General features: G+C 41.1%; 16 protein-coding genes, 2 tRNA genes and 1 rRNA gene. 14 read left to right on the top strand and 5 right to left on the bottom strand.

Annotated elements, in window-relative coordinates:
* Positions 1 to 3 precede the first annotated feature (3 nt).
* The 7 genes from rrf (at position 4) to tsaD (ending at position 3,756) form a co-directional block, all read left to right on the top strand.
* Positions 4 to 119 (top strand): 5S ribosomal RNA (gene rrf, locus CVD23_RS17150).
* A gap of 337 nt (positions 120 to 456) precedes the next feature.
* Positions 457 to 530, top strand: a tRNA-Met gene (locus CVD23_RS17155).
* Between the two features lie 28 nt (positions 531 to 558).
* A tRNA-Asp gene (locus tag CVD23_RS17160) sits at positions 559 to 634 on the top strand.
* A 475-nt stretch (positions 635 to 1,109) separates the two neighbouring features.
* A complete protein-coding gene (gene tsaE, locus CVD23_RS17165) occupies positions 1,110 to 1,565 on the top strand; it encodes a tRNA (adenosine(37)-N6)-threonylcarbamoyltransferase complex ATPase subunit type 1 TsaE (protein ID WP_101666671.1) in 456 nt (151 codons plus the stop codon).
* Complete coding sequence (gene tsaB, locus CVD23_RS17170; RefSeq protein ID WP_101666672.1) at positions 1,562 to 2,260, top strand: tRNA (adenosine(37)-N6)-threonylcarbamoyltransferase complex dimerization subunit type 1 TsaB; 699 nt, start codon at positions 1,562 to 1,564, stop codon at positions 2,258 to 2,260. Before tsaE ends, tsaB begins: the two co-directional genes overlap by 4 nt.
* A gap of 21 nt (positions 2,261 to 2,281) precedes the next feature.
* Complete coding sequence (rimI, locus tag CVD23_RS17175) at positions 2,282 to 2,734, top strand: ribosomal protein S18-alanine N-acetyltransferase (RefSeq protein ID WP_101578000.1); 453 nt, start codon at positions 2,282 to 2,284, stop codon at positions 2,732 to 2,734.
* Entirely contained in the window at positions 2,731 to 3,756 is a 1,026-nt protein-coding gene (gene tsaD, locus CVD23_RS17180; RefSeq protein WP_101577999.1) for a tRNA (adenosine(37)-N6)-threonylcarbamoyltransferase complex transferase subunit TsaD, read from the top strand. The genes rimI and tsaD overlap by 4 nt, the downstream gene beginning before the upstream one ends.
* Before the next feature lie 238 nt (positions 3,757 to 3,994).
* On the opposite strand, the gene CVD23_RS17185 is transcribed toward tsaD, so the two are convergent.
* The gene (locus CVD23_RS17185) at positions 3,995 to 5,923 is read right to left on the bottom strand and encodes an ABC-F family ATP-binding cassette domain-containing protein (protein WP_101577998.1); all 1,929 of its coding nucleotides are present in this window, start codon (positions 5,921 to 5,923) and stop codon (positions 3,995 to 3,997) included.
* A gap of 141 nt (positions 5,924 to 6,064) precedes the next feature.
* On the opposite strand from CVD23_RS17185, the gene moaC reads away from it, so the two are divergent.
* Together moaC and CVD23_RS17195 are read left to right on the top strand one after the other, a co-directional pair.
* Entirely contained in the window at positions 6,065 to 6,556 is a 492-nt protein-coding gene (gene moaC / locus CVD23_RS17190; RefSeq protein WP_101577997.1) for a cyclic pyranopterin monophosphate synthase MoaC, read from the top strand.
* Positions 6,557 to 6,583: 27 nt separating this feature from the next.
* The gene (locus CVD23_RS17195) at positions 6,584 to 7,234 is read left to right on the top strand and encodes a redox-sensing transcriptional repressor Rex (RefSeq protein ID WP_101577996.1); all 651 of its coding nucleotides are present in this window, start codon (positions 6,584 to 6,586) and stop codon (positions 7,232 to 7,234) included.
* 108 nt (positions 7,235 to 7,342) lie between these two features.
* Here the strand turns inward: CVD23_RS17195 and CVD23_RS17200 are convergent, their stop codons facing one another.
* The gene (locus CVD23_RS17200) at positions 7,343 to 7,546 is read right to left on the bottom strand and encodes a YdiK family protein (protein WP_101577995.1); all 204 of its coding nucleotides are present in this window, start codon (positions 7,544 to 7,546) and stop codon (positions 7,343 to 7,345) included.
* Positions 7,547 to 8,278, bottom strand: a complete 732-nt coding sequence (locus CVD23_RS17205) for a CPBP family intramembrane glutamic endopeptidase (protein ID WP_101666673.1) — start codon at positions 8,276 to 8,278, stop codon at positions 7,547 to 7,549.
* Positions 8,279 to 8,630: 352 nt separating this feature from the next.
* Here CVD23_RS17205 and groES point away from each other — a divergent pair, with 352 nt between their 5' ends.
* The 5 genes from groES to CVD23_RS17230 all read left to right on the top strand — a co-directional run bounded on the left by groES (position 8,631) and on the right by CVD23_RS17230 (position 13,340).
* Complete coding sequence (gene groES / locus CVD23_RS17210; protein WP_101577993.1) at positions 8,631 to 8,918, top strand: co-chaperone GroES; 288 nt, start codon at positions 8,631 to 8,633, stop codon at positions 8,916 to 8,918.
* A 61-nt stretch (positions 8,919 to 8,979) separates the two neighbouring features.
* On the top strand, positions 8,980 to 10,614 hold the full coding sequence (groL, locus tag CVD23_RS17215) for a chaperonin GroEL (RefSeq protein WP_101577992.1): 1,635 nt from the start codon (positions 8,980 to 8,982) through the stop codon (positions 10,612 to 10,614).
* 335 nt (positions 10,615 to 10,949) lie between these two features.
* The gene (locus tag CVD23_RS17220; RefSeq protein ID WP_180955701.1) at positions 10,950 to 11,450 is read left to right on the top strand and encodes a FixH family protein; all 501 of its coding nucleotides are present in this window, start codon (positions 10,950 to 10,952) and stop codon (positions 11,448 to 11,450) included.
* A gap of 236 nt (positions 11,451 to 11,686) precedes the next feature.
* Positions 11,687 to 12,517: an STAS domain-containing protein gene (locus tag CVD23_RS17225; RefSeq protein WP_101666675.1), complete on the top strand. Its 831-nt coding sequence runs from the start codon at positions 11,687 to 11,689 to the stop codon at positions 12,515 to 12,517.
* A 370-nt stretch (positions 12,518 to 12,887) separates the two neighbouring features.
* Entirely contained in the window at positions 12,888 to 13,340 is a 453-nt protein-coding gene (locus CVD23_RS17230) for an ASCH domain-containing protein (protein ID WP_101666676.1), read from the top strand.
* A 976-nt stretch (positions 13,341 to 14,316) separates the two neighbouring features.
* On the opposite strand, the gene CVD23_RS22050 is transcribed toward CVD23_RS17230, so the two are convergent.
* Positions 14,317 to 14,490 carry a hypothetical protein gene (locus tag CVD23_RS22050; protein ID WP_180955702.1) on the bottom strand — a complete coding sequence of 58 codons (174 nt, stop codon included), beginning with the start codon at positions 14,488 to 14,490 and terminating at the stop codon, positions 14,317 to 14,319.
* A gap of 433 nt (positions 14,491 to 14,923) precedes the next feature.
* Complete coding sequence (locus CVD23_RS17245) at positions 14,924 to 15,667, bottom strand: hypothetical protein (RefSeq protein WP_101666678.1); 744 nt, start codon at positions 15,665 to 15,667, stop codon at positions 14,924 to 14,926.
* Positions 15,668 to 16,232: the final 565 nt, after the last annotated feature.

The following is a 16,232-nucleotide window of genomic DNA, read 5'->3' on the forward strand; positions in this document are numbered from 1 at the left end:
TAGTTTGGTGGCGATAGCGAGAAGGTCACACCCGTTCCCATCCCGAACACGGAAGTTAAGCTTTTCAGCGCCGATGGTAGTTGGGGGTTTCCCCCTGTGAGAGTAGGACGCCGCCAAGCTGTTTATTCTTTCTTCAACAACTGAATAAATTAGGATTTTATATTATCGACGCGGGGTGGAGCACGAACGAATAATCATCATCGAATCAGCCACAGCGCACCGATTGAGCCGCAACTAGGAATAAACTTCCTGAAATCGGGGCGGTCCTTGCACAATTAAGGAGCATCGCCAATACATTATTATATATTATCGACGCGGGGTGGAGCACGATCGAATAATCATCATCGAATCAGCCACAGCGCACCGATTGAGCCGCAACTAGGAATAAACTTCCTGAAATCGGGCGGTCCTTGCACAATTAAGGAGCATCGCCAATACATTATTATATATTATCGACGCGGGGTGGAGCAGTCCGGTAGCTCGTCGGGCTCATAACCCGAAGGTCGCAGGTTCAAATCCTGCCCCCGCAATAATCCATTTCTAAATAAGTGGGTAACTGGTCCCGTGGTGTAGCGGTTAACATGCCTGCCTGTCACGCAGGAGATCGCCGGTTCGATCCCGGTCGGGACCGCCATTTTATTCATAAGAGTGAATCTGTACGAAACAATGTTTCGTCTTTTTTTATGTCGTCAGATTAAAGCTGTTCCCGTGTTTCGCTTAAATAAAGTTGATTTTCGCTTAATTCTTCATTATTTCGCTTAAATCGACCGGGTTTTCGCTTAATTCACTCGACTTTCCGCTTAATTAATTATTCAAATTCAAATATTATGAAATATATGGAAATATATGGGAGGGATTAATCATTATAGTCAGGTTATTAGATCTAATTTCCTGATATTTCGCTTAAAATACCTGACTCTTCTCCCTATTCGACATGTAACTGGATCTCTGTTCGCTATTTTTAAACAACAAGCACCTGTATTGATAACCCGGTTTTGCTCATTGGCATAAAATCATGTAAACTACATATAGAATCAATTTCCTTAGGAAAAGTCCTAAGGTTTTTTTGTATAACTAGAAAATCAGGGGATGAAATAGGTGATCAGACGATGGACCGGTATGAGTTTTTATCAGTAAAACCTGAAGATACTGCGGAGTTTTCCAAGCAATTAGGCGGGCTGCTTCAACCAGGTGATGTTATTGCACTTGAAGGGGACCTGGGAGCCGGGAAAACGACCTTCACTAAAGGGCTGGCATCCGGCTTGGGAATTACAAGAACCGTTAATAGTCCGACTTTTACCATTATTAAAGAATATCAAGGGAGAATTCCTTTGTATCATATGGACGTTTACCGGGTAGAAAATGAATTTGAAGACTTGGGCTTTGATGAATATTTTGAAGGTGATGGTGTAACCGTTGTCGAATGGGCGCACCTCATTCGCGATCAGTTACCTGAAGAGATGTTGACCATTTTTTTATACCATGTTGGGAACAATGAAAGAAGAATCGTATTGGAGCCGAAGGGACAGCATTATGAGGAAATATGCAAGGAGATTTTCAAATGAAGGTATTAGCAATTGATACTTCTAATTATATATTGGGAGTGGCGCTTCTTGATGAATGTAAAGTAATTGGTGAATATATTACCAACCTTAAGAAAAATCATTCTGTCCGGGTTATGCCAGCAATCGAAGAGCTGATGAACGAGTGTGATTTACGGCCATCGGATTTAACGAAGATTGTTGTCGCGAAAGGACCTGGTTCCTACACGGGTGTCAGGATTGGGGTATCGATAGCAAAGACTCTGGCATGGACGTTAAAGATTCCAATGGTCGGGGTATCGAGCCTCGAGGTATTGGCTGCTTCTGCGGGACGATATTTTAACGGTGCTGTGTCACCGCTGTTTGATGCGCGCAGGGGACAGATTTATACTGGATTGTATCATTTTAAAAACGGAAAACCGATCACGCTGCAAAAAGATCAACTTGTTTTAAGTGTTGATTGGGCTAATCAGCTCAAGAACTTAAATGATCAAATTCTCTTCACAGGGAATGATCTCCCGCTCCATCAATCAATTATTCAAGAGATTTTAGGCAGACAGGCTGTTTTTGCGGAAATCACCGAGCTTAATCCACGGCCTTCTGAGCTTGCATTGTTGGGGAGTCTTCGGCAAGGTGAAGAGGTTCATTCGTTCGTCCCCAATTACATTCGGTTGGCGGAGGCAGAAGCAAATTGGTTGGAGAGAAATAAGCAAAATTAAGGGATAGAAGGTTATGAAAACATGGATGAGTCTTTATCGTTTCGTTTTATGAAAGAAGAGGACATTGACCAGGTATTAATAATTGAACATGAATCGTTTTCCACTCCGTGGAGCCGTGAAGCCTTTATTAATGAGATAGCGACCAACCAGTTTGCTGTTTACATTGTTTTAGAAGATGGCAACCAGATAGTCGGCTACTGTGGAGCCTGGATTGTTGTCGATGAAGCACATATCACAAACGTAGCGCTGCTTCCGGGTTATCGTGGAAAAAAGCTCGGCGAAGCTCTCATGTTAAAGATGTTCAGTGTAGCGAAGGAGCTTGGAGCCCGCACCATGACGCTTGAGGTTCGGGTTTCTAATGATGTTGCTCAATCTCTTTACCGGAAGCTTGGTTTTCAGGATGGCGCAATCAGAAAAAATTACTATACGGATAACCAAGAGGATGCATTAGTAATGTGGGTGAATTTAACATGAAAAAAGACAAGTGGATAATGGGCATTGAAACGAGCTGTGATGAAACAGCAGTAGCGATCGTAAAGAATGGCACCGAAATCGTAGCGAATGTCGTGGCCTCGCAAATTGAAAGCCATAAAAGATTCGGTGGGGTAGTACCTGAAATTGCCTCGCGCCACCATGTGGAACAAATAACGCTTGTGTTAGAAGAAGCCATGGACCAGGCAGGCCTCGGGTTTGAAGATCTTGATGCGATCGCTGTAACCGAAGGGCCCGGGCTAGTCGGCGCACTGCTTGTTGGAGTAAATACTGCAAAAGCACTTGCGTTTGCCCATGGGATACCTTTGATAGGTGTGCACCATATTGCCGGGCATATTTATGCTAATCGCCTTGTTGCAGAAATGAAATTTCCTCTTGTTTCCCTGGTTGTTTCCGGAGGCCATACCGAACTCGTATATATGAAAGAGCATGGCCATTTTGAAGTGATTGGTGAAACGAGAGATGATGCTGCAGGTGAAGCCTATGATAAAGTAGCAAGAACATTGAAGCTGCCCTATCCGGGTGGGCCCCACATTGACCGGCTGGCACACCAAGGCAGGCCGACAATCAATCTTCCAAGGGCATGGCTTGAAGAAGGCTCATACGATTTTAGTTTTAGCGGCTTGAAGTCTGCTGTTATTAATGCCGTTCATAACGCTGAACAGCGGGGTGAGAACATTGCCCCTGAAGATCTCGCTGCGAGTTTTCAGGAGAGCGTCATTGACGTGCTCGTCACAAAGACCCTCGCCGCAGTTAAAGAGTTTCATGTAAAGCAGGTCTTACTGGCTGGGGGTGTGGCGGCCAATAAGGGACTACGAAACAGGCTCAGTGGAGCATTTAATGAAATACCGGAAGTGGAATTAGTGATTCCACCATTGTCTTTATGTACCGATAATGCAGCGATGATTGCAGCAGCTGGAAGTATTTTAAATGAAAAAGGGATCAGGGCTAATTTAGCTTTGAATGCCAATCCAAGTTTAGATCTAGCTATCCACAATGAATAAACGGAAACTCCCTGTAATGGGAGTTTTATTGTGGATAAGTAGCCCTTATTGTTTGTTGACCTGTGAAAAATGTGGATAAATCGGCTGAGTTTTGTGGATAATGTGGAAAAACTCACTAATGCTCATGAAACAAAGAGAAGACTTGTGGATAAAGTTGTGTATAAATTAAAATTTAAAAATCACAATATAGATAACGAGAAAAGGGCATCCCAAATTATGTTTTTGGGACACCCTTATATTAATTTTCTGCTAATTCAGCCCATTCTTCCATTAACGCTTCAAGCTGAATTTTGGCTAAATTATTTTCTCCGTTGATTTCTAAAACCTTCTCGTGATCCTGATAAATATTTGGCTCGCATAAGAGCTGTTCATTTTCGCTAATTTTCTCTTCCAGCTTTTCAATCGTCTCTTCAATCTCTTCGATTCTTCTCATCCGCTGGCGCTCAAGTTTTTTGGCTTCTTTATCCTGGCGAAAAGCATTTTTATCCTGCTTCGCAGGTGTGGCATCGGCAAAGCCTTTTTCTTTCTCCTCAAGGGCGCGCAGCTCTTTTATCTCCTGTTTTTTCTCGATAAAGTAATCGTAATCTCCAAGAAATTCGCTAGCACCATGTTTATCCAGTTCAATCACTTTCGTTGCAATACGGTTGATAAAATAACGATCATGGGAAACAAATAGAATCGTTCCCGGGTAATCGACAAGGGCGTTCTCCAGAATCTCTTTGCTGTCCAGGTCAAGATGGTTTGTCGGCTCATCGAGAATTAAAAAGTTGGCATTTTCGATCATTAATTTGGCGAGGGCGAGCCTTGCTTTTTGGCCGCCGCTCAAGGTTGACACGGTTTTTAACACATCGTCACCTGTAAATAAGAAATTGCCGAGGATTGTCCTGATTTCTTTTTCATTCATAGATGGGTATTCATCCCACAATTCATTAAGGACTCGTTTATTCGAGGTTAATTCTGCTTGTTCCTGATCATAATAACCGATTGAAACATTTGAACCGTAATGGATGTCGCCGGCCAGCGCTGGGAGCTTCTTAACGATCGTTTTTAGAAGAGTTGACTTTCCGACTCCATTTGGCCCAACCAAAGCAATGCTTTCACCTCTGGTTAGCCTGAACGAGATGGCCTCAGAGACTTTTTCATTCCCATACCCAATTGCAACATTCTCTGCTTTTAATACGTCGTTGCCGCTTTGGCGCTCAATATCAAACGAAAAAGAAGCAGACTTTTCGTCCCCGAGGGGCCTGTCCATAACGTCCATCTTCTCCAACTTTTTTCGGCGGCTTTGCGCCCTTTTTGTCGTTGAGGCCCTCGCAAGGTTGCGCTGTACAAATTCCTGCAGCTTTGCAATTTCATCTTGCTGTTTTTCGAATTGTTTCATTTGTTGCTCGTACATCTCTGCATTTTTCTCCAGGTAAACGCTGTAGTTTCCTAAATACTTCTGGATGTGCATACGGGATAACTCATGGACCTGATTGACCACTTTATCTAAAAAGTAGCGGTCATGTGAAACGATCAGAATGGCTCCCTCATAACCTTGAAGATATTGCTCGAGCCATGACAGGGTATCAATATCTAGATGGTTCGTTGGCTCGTCCAAAATTAAGATATCAGGTTTTTTTAATAACAGCTTTCCAAGTGCCAGACGCGTTTTTTGCCCCCCACTTAAGCTTGAAATTTTAGTTGTATAATCAAAGGATTGAAAGTTTAGTCCGTGCAAAACAGATCGAATATCAGCTTCGTATTGATAGCCGCCATCTTCTTTAAATTGCAGCTGCAGTTGGTCATATTCATTAAGGATTTTGTTATAAAGCCGCGAATCTTCTAGCGTGGAAGGGTCAGACATCTTCGCCTCGAGGCTGCGCAGCTCTGTTTCCATTTTCCTGAGCGGATCAAATACAGTTAACATTTCATCCCAAATCGACATCGCGGATTCTAAACCGCTGTCTTGTGCCAGGTATCCAATCGAAACTCCTTTCGGCTTGATGATCTCGCCTTGATCATACGACATCCGGCCGGCGATAATTTTTAATAGCGTGGACTTTCCGGCTCCGTTTCTGCCAACAAGAGCAATTCGATCACGCGTTTGTAATTCAAGCTTTATATTCGATAAAATAAGATCGGCGCCAAAATATTTTGATAGTTGGTTAACCTGTAGTAATATCATTTGTTTTCACCTCAATTGCCTTAGAAATAGTGTATCGCATTCACAGAGGGTGAGCAATAACAGTGATTTTGTGAAAAATAGTACAAAGTTTACACAAAAATGTCAAAATAGTGTATGATTTTGTTGTGAGGTGTAGAGAAAATGTCGGATTTTACTCATTTTAATGAAGAAGGAAGAGCGAAGATGGTCGATGTAAGCAGCAAGCCGGAAACGGTCCGAACGGCAATCGCCCGTTCAAACATAACCGTAAACCAGGTTATATATGAACAAATTACCCGCAATGAAGTGAAAAAGGGTGATGTCCTGGCAGTAGCCCAGGTCGCTGGAATCATGGCAGCGAAAAAAACCGCGGAGATCATCCCAATGTGCCATCCCATTCCACTAACAGGGATTGATATCGCTTTTGCGTGGGAAAACGAACAAGAGAATTATAGTCTATCTATTCATGTTACCGTAAAAACAAAAGGAAGTACAGGAGTTGAAATGGAAGCGCTAACAGCTGCTGCTGCTTGCGCATTAACCGTTTATGACATGTGCAAAGCAGTCGATAAAGGCATGGTTATCGGCAAAACATACTTAGTTGAAAAAACGGGTGGAAAAAACGGTGATTTTTTTAGAAAAGATAAAATATAGCTTAAACATAAGAGGGTGGGGATCACATTGGCGAATGAAACGGTGAAAATTCCACAGGCAACCGCTAAACGGCTGCCTTTATACTACCGGTTTTTAAAAAATTTGCATTCATCGGGAAAACAGAGAGTTTCCTCTGCCGAATTGAGTGAGGCTGTGAAGGTTGATTCGGCAACAATCCGCAGGGATTTTTCCTACTTTGGTGCATTAGGCAAAAAAGGTTACGGATATAATGTTAACTATTTATTATCTTTTTTCCGGAAGACACTTGACCAGGATGAGTTAACAAAGGTGGCCTTAATTGGAGTTGGGAATTTGGGAACTGCCTTTTTGCATTACAACTTCCTTAAAAATAATAACACGAAAATCGAGGTTGCTTTTGATGTCGATGAGGGTAAAGTGGGTAAAACTATTGGAGAGGTTCCCATCTTTCACATGGATGACATGGATAAACAAATCGTTGCAGCCGATATCCAGGTTGCCATTTTAACTGTCCCGGCCCCTGTTGCTCAACCGATTACGGACAGGCTTGTCCAGGCCAATGTAAAAGGGATATTAAACTTTACTCCAGCCAGATTAAATGTCCCGGCTGCGATCCGCGTTCATCATATAGATTTGGCGGTTGAATTGCAGTCGCTCGTCTACTTTTTAAAGCATTACCCGACAGAAACAGAAGAATAGGGTTATCGAAGAACAAGCTATTAGAAAAAATACAATGGCTAGAAAATAAGCATAAGAAAAGCCTCTTTCACATCGAAGGAGGCTTATCCTGGTTAACGCAGAACGACGTTACTGTTGTTTTTTAACTTTTTGTATTTTGAAGTGCAGGACAACCATTCTCAGTCCTGACCCAAAGTCAAAAGTCGCTAATAGAACAAGTAAATAGCTGACAAATCCCCAGCCATGTTCATGGACTCTTTGGACCGCAAAATAGGTGAACAACAATCCTAGTACAATGTAGATAATCCCTGAACCTAAGGGAGACTGCCTCATTTAAAATCCTCCAATAAAGCTTTGAATTTGTTCTGCATCCTGAAGCCATTTTTCCAGTTTGCCCTGATTAAGCTGAATCACGACAACAAGAGTATTCATGGCGACATGGGCAAATATCGGTACGAGTATTCTTTTCGTTTTCACATAGAGAAAAGCGAACGTGAAACCCATGGCGGAGTACAGAAGAATATGCTCAAGCTCAAAGTGGGCGACAGCAAAAATGACTGAGCTGATTAGAGCGGCAAAAAAGAAGTTCATCCTTTTATAGAGCGAACCGAATAAAATTTTCCTGAAAACAATTTCTTCAAGTATCGGTCCGATGATCGAACTCACGATAATCACAATTGGAAAGGTTTCAATTAATCCGAGAATTTGCTGAGTGTTTTCAGAGCCCACTTCGATCCCAAAGATGCTTTCAATTGTAGCGGCAAATGATTGGGCAAAAAGTGCTATAAAGATTCCACCCACTGCCCATGCAATTGAGACAATAGGCGAGGCTAAGTGCCGTTCATCATTGAGCTCTAATTTCCTGTCATTTCTCAATAAAAAGAGAACAATCAACAGCGTTAGCGAAAAACTGATCACAATCCAGTAAGGAATCGCTAATTGCTGCATTTCCGCGCGACTATTTCCAAGAAGTAAACCTATATAAACGACAAGGGGAACGCCTGCCAGGCTGGAAACCTGCATCGTAATATATGCAATTAAAATTATCCAGTATTCCTTCTTCAATCAAAATAACTCCTTTATGGTACGAAAATATACTCCGTTCTATTTTACTAATAATCGGTCTAATGTTTCAAACAGTAAGGGTTGGAATCGCGATTTTTGTAACGAGCATAAATACGGTAAACTGTTATATACTGTTAAGGTTTTCGCCATTATGATTTTGCCTATTTAGAATGCCCTTAATTCAATGCTTAATGACATCATAAATGGATATCGCATTTTCTTTTAAAATTTTCAAGGTTCCTGCTTGCAAAAAAGAAATGAATTAATTATTATAATAATTGTGTTAGCACTCGGTTGGTAAGAGTGCTAATAAAAACAATATTACATATTTATTTAGAGGAGGTTGTTTCACTTGTTAAAGCCATTAGGTGACCGTATTGTTATTGAGCTTGTTGAAAGTGAAGAAAAAACTGCAAGCGGTATCGTATTACCGGATTCAGCGAAAGAGAAGCCTTCAGAAGGAAAAGTTATTGCTGTAGGTACTGGCCGCGATCTTCCTAACGGCGAACGCGCTGCCCTGGAAGTGTCTGTGGGCGACCGCATTATCTTCTCAAAATATGCTGGTACAGAAGTAAAATACGAAGGTAATGAATATTTAATTCTTCGCGAAAATGATGTTCTTGCTGTAGTCGGCAAGTAAGCTCCATCCAGGATAATTTGAAGATTATATCATTCATCAATATTTGAGGAGGTTTTTACAAATGGCAAAAGACATTAAATTTAGTGAAGACGCTCGCCGCGCAATGCTTCGCGGAGTCGACGCTCTTGCAAACGCAGTAAAAGTAACTCTTGGGCCAAAGGGACGCAACGTGGTTCTTGAGAAAAAGTTCGGTTCTCCGCTTATCACAAATGACGGCGTAACAATCGCAAAAGAAATTGAATTAGAAGATGCTTTTGAAAACATGGGTGCTAAGCTGGTTGCTGAAGTTGCCAGCAAAACGAATGATGTTGCCGGTGACGGGACAACTACAGCTACAGTACTTGCTCAAGCGATGATTCGCGAAGGTCTTAAAAACGTAACTGCAGGCGCTAACCCAATGGGTATCCGTAAAGGGATTGAGAAGGCGGTTAACACTGCAATCGAAGAATTAAAAGCTATTTCCAAGCCAATCGAAGGAAAAGCTTCAATTGCTCAGGTTGCTGCTATTTCTGCTGATGACAACGAAGTCGGCCAATTAATCGCAGAAGCAATGGAACGCGTTGGCAATGACGGTGTTATCACAATTGAAGAATCAAAAGGCTTCACAACTGAATTGGACGTCGTGGAAGGTATGCAGTTCGACCGTGGATATGCTTCTCCTTACATGGTTACTGATTCAGATAAAATGGAAGCTGTTCTTGATAATCCATACATCTTGATCACTGACAAGAAGATCGCAAGCATCCAGGAAATCCTCCCTGTTCTTGAGCAAGTGGTTCAACAAGGTAAGCCTTTATTGCTTGTTGCTGAAGATGTCGAAGGGGAAGCTCTTGCTACATTAGTAGTAAACAAGCTTCGCGGAACATTCAATGCAGTTGCTGTTAAAGCTCCTGGCTTCGGTGACCGCCGTAAAGCAATGCTTGAAGATATCGCGATCCTGACTGGCGGTGAAGTGATCACTGAAGAGCTTGGCCGTGACCTTAAATCTGCAACAATTGAATCTTTAGGACGCGCTTCTAAAGTCGTTGTTTCAAAAGAAAACACAACAATCGTTGAAGGTGCAGGGGAATCTGCTCAAATCGCGGCTCGCGTCAATCAAATCCGCGTTCAAATGGAAGAAACAACTTCTGAATTCGACCGTGAAAAATTACAAGAGCGCCTTGCTAAGTTAGCTGGCGGAGTAGCGGTTGTTAAAGTTGGTGCAGCTACTGAAACTGAGCTTAAAGAGCGCAAGCTTCGCATTGAAGATGCTTTGAACTCTACTCGTGCTGCTGTTGAAGAAGGTATTGTATCCGGTGGTGGAGTAGCGCTTCTAAACGTGTACAACCAAGTTGCAGCTATTAATGCTGAAGGTGACGAAGCAACAGGTGTCAGCATCGTATTGCGCGCAATCGAAGAGCCTGTACGCCAGATCGCTCACAATGCCGGCCTTGAAGGATCAGTTATCGTTGAGCGCTTAAAGCGTGAAGAAATCGGAACAGGCTTTAACGCTGCTACTGGCCAATGGGTAAATATGATCGAAGCTGGTATCGTTGACCCAACCAAAGTTACACGTTCAGCTCTTCAAAATGCTGGATCTGTAGCGGCTATGTTCTTAACAACAGAAGCTGTTGTTGCTGACAAGCCGGAGCCAGCTGGTGCAGGCGGCGGAATGCCTGACATGGGCGGCATGGGTGGAATGGGCGGCATGATGTAATAACGTTCTGTGAAACGTTGATACATCAAGGGTTGAGGGGTGTTTTTAAACTCCTAAATCCGAAATAAATCACATTTTTATCACATTTATTGCGAGTTTGTCATACTGAGAATGCTCCCGAAATGATTGTTAATCTTTTCGGTGGCATTCTTTTTTATGTTCTGCATTGTCGTTCTAAAACATAACAATCCCCGCACTCAGGGACAGGATTGTTTTCATTATAAGGTTTATTGCCCTTGTTCACAGAACACACAGTTTTTAAAAGTGATTTTTGTTATAATTAACATGTGTATGTTAAAAATGTAATGCTACTAAGCTAGGCAAGGATGACTATCATGAAGACGTTACTGTTCTCATTATTTTCTTTATTTATAATACTGGCAGGTTGTTCAAATGAAGCAAATCAACCTAGCAAACAAAATGAAGCTGAACAGAAGGAAAGCGCAAAAGACCACCAACATCAAGAATCTGCAGAGGAGCATCATCATGAAGAGCAAGCTCGAGAGCATGATGATGAACATGCTGCGGAAGATCACCATCATAGCAGTGCTTCCATCAGCATTAGTGTTCCAACTATCGTCTCTGTTAATGAAGATGTTGATTTATCTGCCAATATTCAAAGCGAAAATCAGCCTTTAACACAAGCGAATGTTCGGTTTGAACTATGGAAGGAAAATGAGGAGAAGCATGAGTTCATAGATGCAAGCGAAGCAAGTAATGGTGATTATTTTGTGAATACATCTTTTTCATCTCCTGGTGTTTATCACTTGAAAATTCATGTTGAAAAAGGCGAAGAAATACATGATCATAAAGAAACAACAGTCGAAGTTAAATAAATATGCGCGTAGATAAAGCCTTCTCTCGTCGAGAAGGCTTTATTTATATTCAACGTGAACGCAGGCTGAGCTGCTCTTTTTCGGTTTCGGAGATAGTGTGTAATAGTCTACTAGTTCAACTTTTAGAAGAAGTCAAACTCGAGACGTAACACTTAATAATGGTCCGTCTATCAAATAGTTGATACAATAGAAGAAAACTATTACCAAGTTGATAATGCGGAATAGGAGTGTACCAAATGGGGCTAACCATGGAAAAACAATATGCAGAATATTTCAGTAATAATAGTAACGATTTTCAAGAGAAACTGTTGAGCGAAGCAGGTAATGTGCGTGAAAAGATTGAAGAAATTTTGTTAGTCGGAAACATCGACCTCTTGAATAACGCACATAAGTTAGTAATGTATTCAATCGGTGAGCAAAATGAATCATTGAATGAGTTCGCCAGAATGGAAGGCGTTTCGTGGGCCAAACATAATTTGACGTTAGCCTTTAAGCTTGAATGGGTTCAAGCCATCCGCAGGACGGTATGGTACTTCCTGGAACGATTTGATGTGGACAGTGAGAATAAACCGTCTCATGAAAATTTTTTTGAGCTCGAACGACAAGTCAATGACCGAATCGACCAGTTCTTGAACGGTTTTTTTCTGAGTTACTCTAAGTTTAAAGACGATTTGATTAAATCGCAGCAGGCGATGGTGGAAGATCTTTCTGTTCCAATTATTCCTATTAGCCCAAAAGTATGTGTTCTGCCTTTAATAGGGAAAATTGACTTGTTTAGATCGAATACGATAGAAGAGAAAGCATTAATGGAAATTGCAAGGCTGCGGATTCAGACCTTGGTGATGGATCTCTCAGGAATCGCGCAAATGGAGACTGAAGTTATCCACCACATGATGAGGACTATCGACGGAGCGAATATGATGGGGTGTGAGTGTGTAATCACAGGGCTGCGTCCTGAAATCGTAAGGACAATCACCAAACTCGGGTTAACGTTTGAAAATAAAGCAGAAACAAAAGCTACACTGCAACAGGCACTGGAAGATTACCTGACTCCCACTGTATCGTAAACGCGAGTTCATTGATACTCCGTTTTACAATAATCGAATATCGATTAAACAAGCCGCATATCTGATAAAAGGTCATGTGGCTTTGTCATTCTATTTATTGAAGTCAAACGCCACGATCGGCTTGGTTTATACGGCATAAACTGAAATGATATTTGTTGATAAGATGGGTAACCATAATAACATCGTGTTGGCAATCCTTTTCCCAGTTCTCAGCCGGTGCTTTTATTTGAGTTGTTTATTGAATAACCCTCTGCATTTTCAGATATCGATAACTTGGTCAACAATAAATAAATAGCAAATATTTTTGTAGGGAATTTAAACATTCCATGCAAAGGGTCGTGCAGTGTGTTATCACTGAAAGGAGTGGAAAGTGAAAGTCCTATCTATTATGCAACCTTGGGCGATGTTAATTGTGCTGGGTGTAAAACAATTTGAAACAAGATCTTGGAGCACTAAACACCGCGGCCAGCTAGCTATACACTCAAGCAAAAAAATAGACAAATTCGCATGTAGGCAAGAACCTATTTGCTCTTTGCTTGCAAAGCATGGATACACAGCAAAGAATTTGCCAATCGGGGTAATATTAGCAACCAGTCATTTATCTGATTGCATTAAAGTAATTTTAGATACAGGAGCATCAGCTAGGCTAGATGATGGACGATTAGTCACTGGCATTGAATACTACTTTGGGAATTTTAGTGAGGGGCGGCTTGCATGGGAAATCCAACATATAAAAAAATTAGATAAGTACATTCCAGCCAAGGGCCAACTTGGCTTATGGAACCATACTATTACAACGCCGCATCCTGCGGAACATCCGTGAGGGCACTGAATGAAAGCTTGTGAATATTTAGCGAGTTTTTATTTGTTTGGTCCACCTGCTCCAGTTATAACACAAAACAATGGGAGCAGTGATTCAATGAAACATCCATACAAGCATAGCATGCCAATCCGAGGTTATACTAACAAACTCATGGCCAAGCAAAAAGCGGTAAAGACGGATATGCCTGCATGTCACATCGTAAAACAGTAAGCTGAAATAGAAGCAAGTCCTTCAATCTAATACGAAATCGGCGCGCTGTTCTGTCTGCCGTATAAAACTTGCCAAAACAATATAGCTAATCCATGGGAGGTGAGTTTATTGCCAGATAACAGGAAAAAAATGCTAAAGGGTGACAATGATCAGAATACTGACGAACTTATGCGAGGACCTATACATCCTCGGCCAGATGTTTCATGGTCGTGGGCTGAAAATGACGAAAAACAGGCAAAATCAGAAAAAACAACATCAAAACAGGAATTCAGTTAGTGATCTATACAACTTGAATTTAACATTTTTCAGCTATCTTGAGATGGGCTAAGAGAGCGGGTGCTTTTATGGCTACGAAGGACAAAACTCATTCGAAACATAGGCAAAGAGGTCTTCATAGGGCTCATGAAGTCCAAAACTCATTCGGAAAATAGGCAAAGTGTTCTTCATAGGATTCATGAAGGCCACAACTAATAGGGAATACTACAGAAATGTCCTTATGAATCCGATATAGGAAAAGATTAATAATTGGCGAGAAAAGCTATCTATTTCTAAACTATCAAAGCCCGCAAATCAATAATTCTTATATAGATGTTTTTTATGCGAAAACAAAAGATGAGTATGTAATTCCCATACATAATGGGCGGACTGAAATCTAAACACCCTTGTGGAATAGAGTTTACCAGGTCGTTTCATACTTAATAAAAAAGGAGGCTTCCTTTGAGTTCATGCGGGAAGCCTCTTTCGTATGTGTAAAAATGATTTATGGCTATTCTTTGTTTCTTTGTTCGATATTCATGGCGATTTCTTTAAGAATTTGGTTTTTTTCCTTTAACGTACGGATTAACGTTATTGCAAACCAAATGCCGAAAATAAATATTCCCAGATACAGAATGAATGGGATAAATGCGACTAACGGGAACCAGCTTCCTGCGAGATCCATCTGAAAACTTCCAACGTGATTTTTATCATTTCCCGACAGAAGACTCCCACCTCAAGGAATGGGAAGGGCGAAGCCCAATGAATAGGTGGGAGATGAATGTCGGTTGGCGATAGCCAAAGTTGTTGAAAAAACGAACAAATGTACTATATATACTCGTAAGCTGTTCTTTGAAAACTGAAGATAGGGAGTTCTAGCAGGAAAAACGTCTGCTAGGTAAAATCTTCAACGTTCTAATTCGTATCCACACGTACCGAAGTTGCGAAAACCATGCTAAAGTAGAACGTGTGGCAAGCCAACGTACAAGATATTAAGCAATCACCGTCGGGACGACGGGTAGAGCCTCTAAAAAACTGGTGGATACACTGGTGTTCGCAGGAATCCCCCACTTCAAATTTTCGTTAGAAAAATAAGTGGTGGGTAGTTCAAGAGATTCTTAGATTTTATCGGTACCATTTAAAGGCTTGTAAAGAATTTGACAGCTGTTCCCAACCTCCGCTGGTATAGTTTTAAACACGGAGGTCTCAGCATATATTGTCTGGATCGGCATATTGACAGTATCTACAGGCACATAAAAGTCGAAATACTTTGTGAGCAAAACTTGTGACTTAAAACTGGTCGCCTCCAGAAAGCAGCCTTTAAACCCGTTCATTTCCGCCTTGTCCAACGACATTTGGATTAGCTGGTTGGCAATCTGTTTTCTATTATCTTCTGTACGGACACCGAGCATAAATGCATGCAAATACTCATCTTTTTTCGGCATTCTTCCCAATCTCTGTACAAGGGTTTCAATAAACCTCGAATCTAAATCGCCAAGCAATTCGATAATCCGGTTAAAAGGCTCAAAGCTTCCTTCAAAAACAGGCGCTTCAGTTTCTGCAGGATCAAAAATTTCGCAAGCATAAACACCGATTACCATACCGGTTTTATCATCGGTTGCAATAAAACAATATCCCTGCTCGACAACATGGTTAAGATAGTCGAGAACGAAATTTTCAAAGTCATCTTTTAAAATATGCCTTGTATAACACATCGGCTCCCTGATGATGCTAGCGCCTAGTTTTACGCCAGTAAAGGTGTCAGCAAGACACGCAGCCGCCTCCTTAAACAGACGATCATCTGACTGTGTTAAAACTTGATAAGAAACAGTCGCGTCTTTATATGGCAATTCAATAGTCATATCCGTGTCTACATCCCCTTATTTTCAAATGATCGGTATTGTAAAATTATACTTTATCTGCTTCCGCAAATGAATTGCTGATTCTAAACTTATAGAAATTTACTAAATCAAAAGAAAATTAAAGAATAATCTGGTAAAAAAGTTCTGTTTTTAATTCCAACCTGAATATAGATGAAACCATATGGGACATATCAGGTAGTAAGGGAATGAGTAATTTTCGAAAATCTCGAAACGGGATATTGACTTTGAAAAGATGTAAGCAGTTTGGAATGATTATTATCATGCTTATTATCGTGGGATGTGGAAAATTATTTTAAATCTAAAAAGAGTGACGAGGCTGTTAGATTTTCATCCAGTGCTTTTTGTACAGATGAAAAAGAGAGGTTCAATGGAAGTCGAGGCGCAATTGAATGCTAATAATATCCGTGGATTTTTTTAGAATAACTTAAAATTATAGACTGATTGAAATATCAATAGTAACGATTTCGGTTCTTGTTTTTAAACGTAAATCTTGTCAATATTGTCTTGCGTAAAGTCCTCACCCTGAAATGTAAGGATCACTTTG

This window comes from Bacillus sp. V33-4, assembly GCF_002860225.1.
Taxonomy (GTDB): Bacteria; Bacillota; Bacilli; order Bacillales; family Cytobacillaceae; genus Bacillus_BJ; species Bacillus_BJ canaveralius.

Coding starts and splice junctions, on each gene's coding strand:
- CVD23_RS17200 (WP_101577995.1), bottom strand. CDS start 7,546: ATGAGGCAGTCTCCCTTAGGTTCAGGGATTATCTACATTGTACTAGGA.
- moaC (WP_101577997.1), top strand. CDS start 6,065: ATGTCGGATTTTACTCATTTTAATGAAGAAGGAAGAGCGAAGATGGTC.
- tsaE (WP_101666671.1), top strand. CDS start 1,110: ATGGACCGGTATGAGTTTTTATCAGTAAAACCTGAAGATACTGCGGAG.
- tsaD (WP_101577999.1), top strand. CDS start 2,731: ATGAAAAAAGACAAGTGGATAATGGGCATTGAAACGAGCTGTGATGAA.
- CVD23_RS17220 (WP_180955701.1), top strand. CDS start 10,950: ATGAAGACGTTACTGTTCTCATTATTTTCTTTATTTATAATACTGGCA.
- groL (WP_101577992.1), top strand. CDS start 8,980: ATGGCAAAAGACATTAAATTTAGTGAAGACGCTCGCCGCGCAATGCTT.
- CVD23_RS17245 (WP_101666678.1), bottom strand. CDS start 15,667: ATGACTATTGAATTGCCATATAAAGACGCGACTGTTTCTTATCAAGTT.
- rimI (WP_101578000.1), top strand. CDS start 2,282: ATGGATGAGTCTTTATCGTTTCGTTTTATGAAAGAAGAGGACATTGAC.
- CVD23_RS17225 (WP_101666675.1), top strand. CDS start 11,687: ATGGGGCTAACCATGGAAAAACAATATGCAGAATATTTCAGTAATAAT.
- tsaB (WP_101666672.1), top strand. CDS start 1,562: ATGAAGGTATTAGCAATTGATACTTCTAATTATATATTGGGAGTGGCG.
- CVD23_RS22050 (WP_180955702.1), bottom strand. CDS start 14,490: ATGGATCTCGCAGGAAGCTGGTTCCCGTTAGTCGCATTTATCCCATTC.
- CVD23_RS17185 (WP_101577998.1), bottom strand. CDS start 5,923: ATGATATTACTACAGGTTAACCAACTATCAAAATATTTTGGCGCCGAT.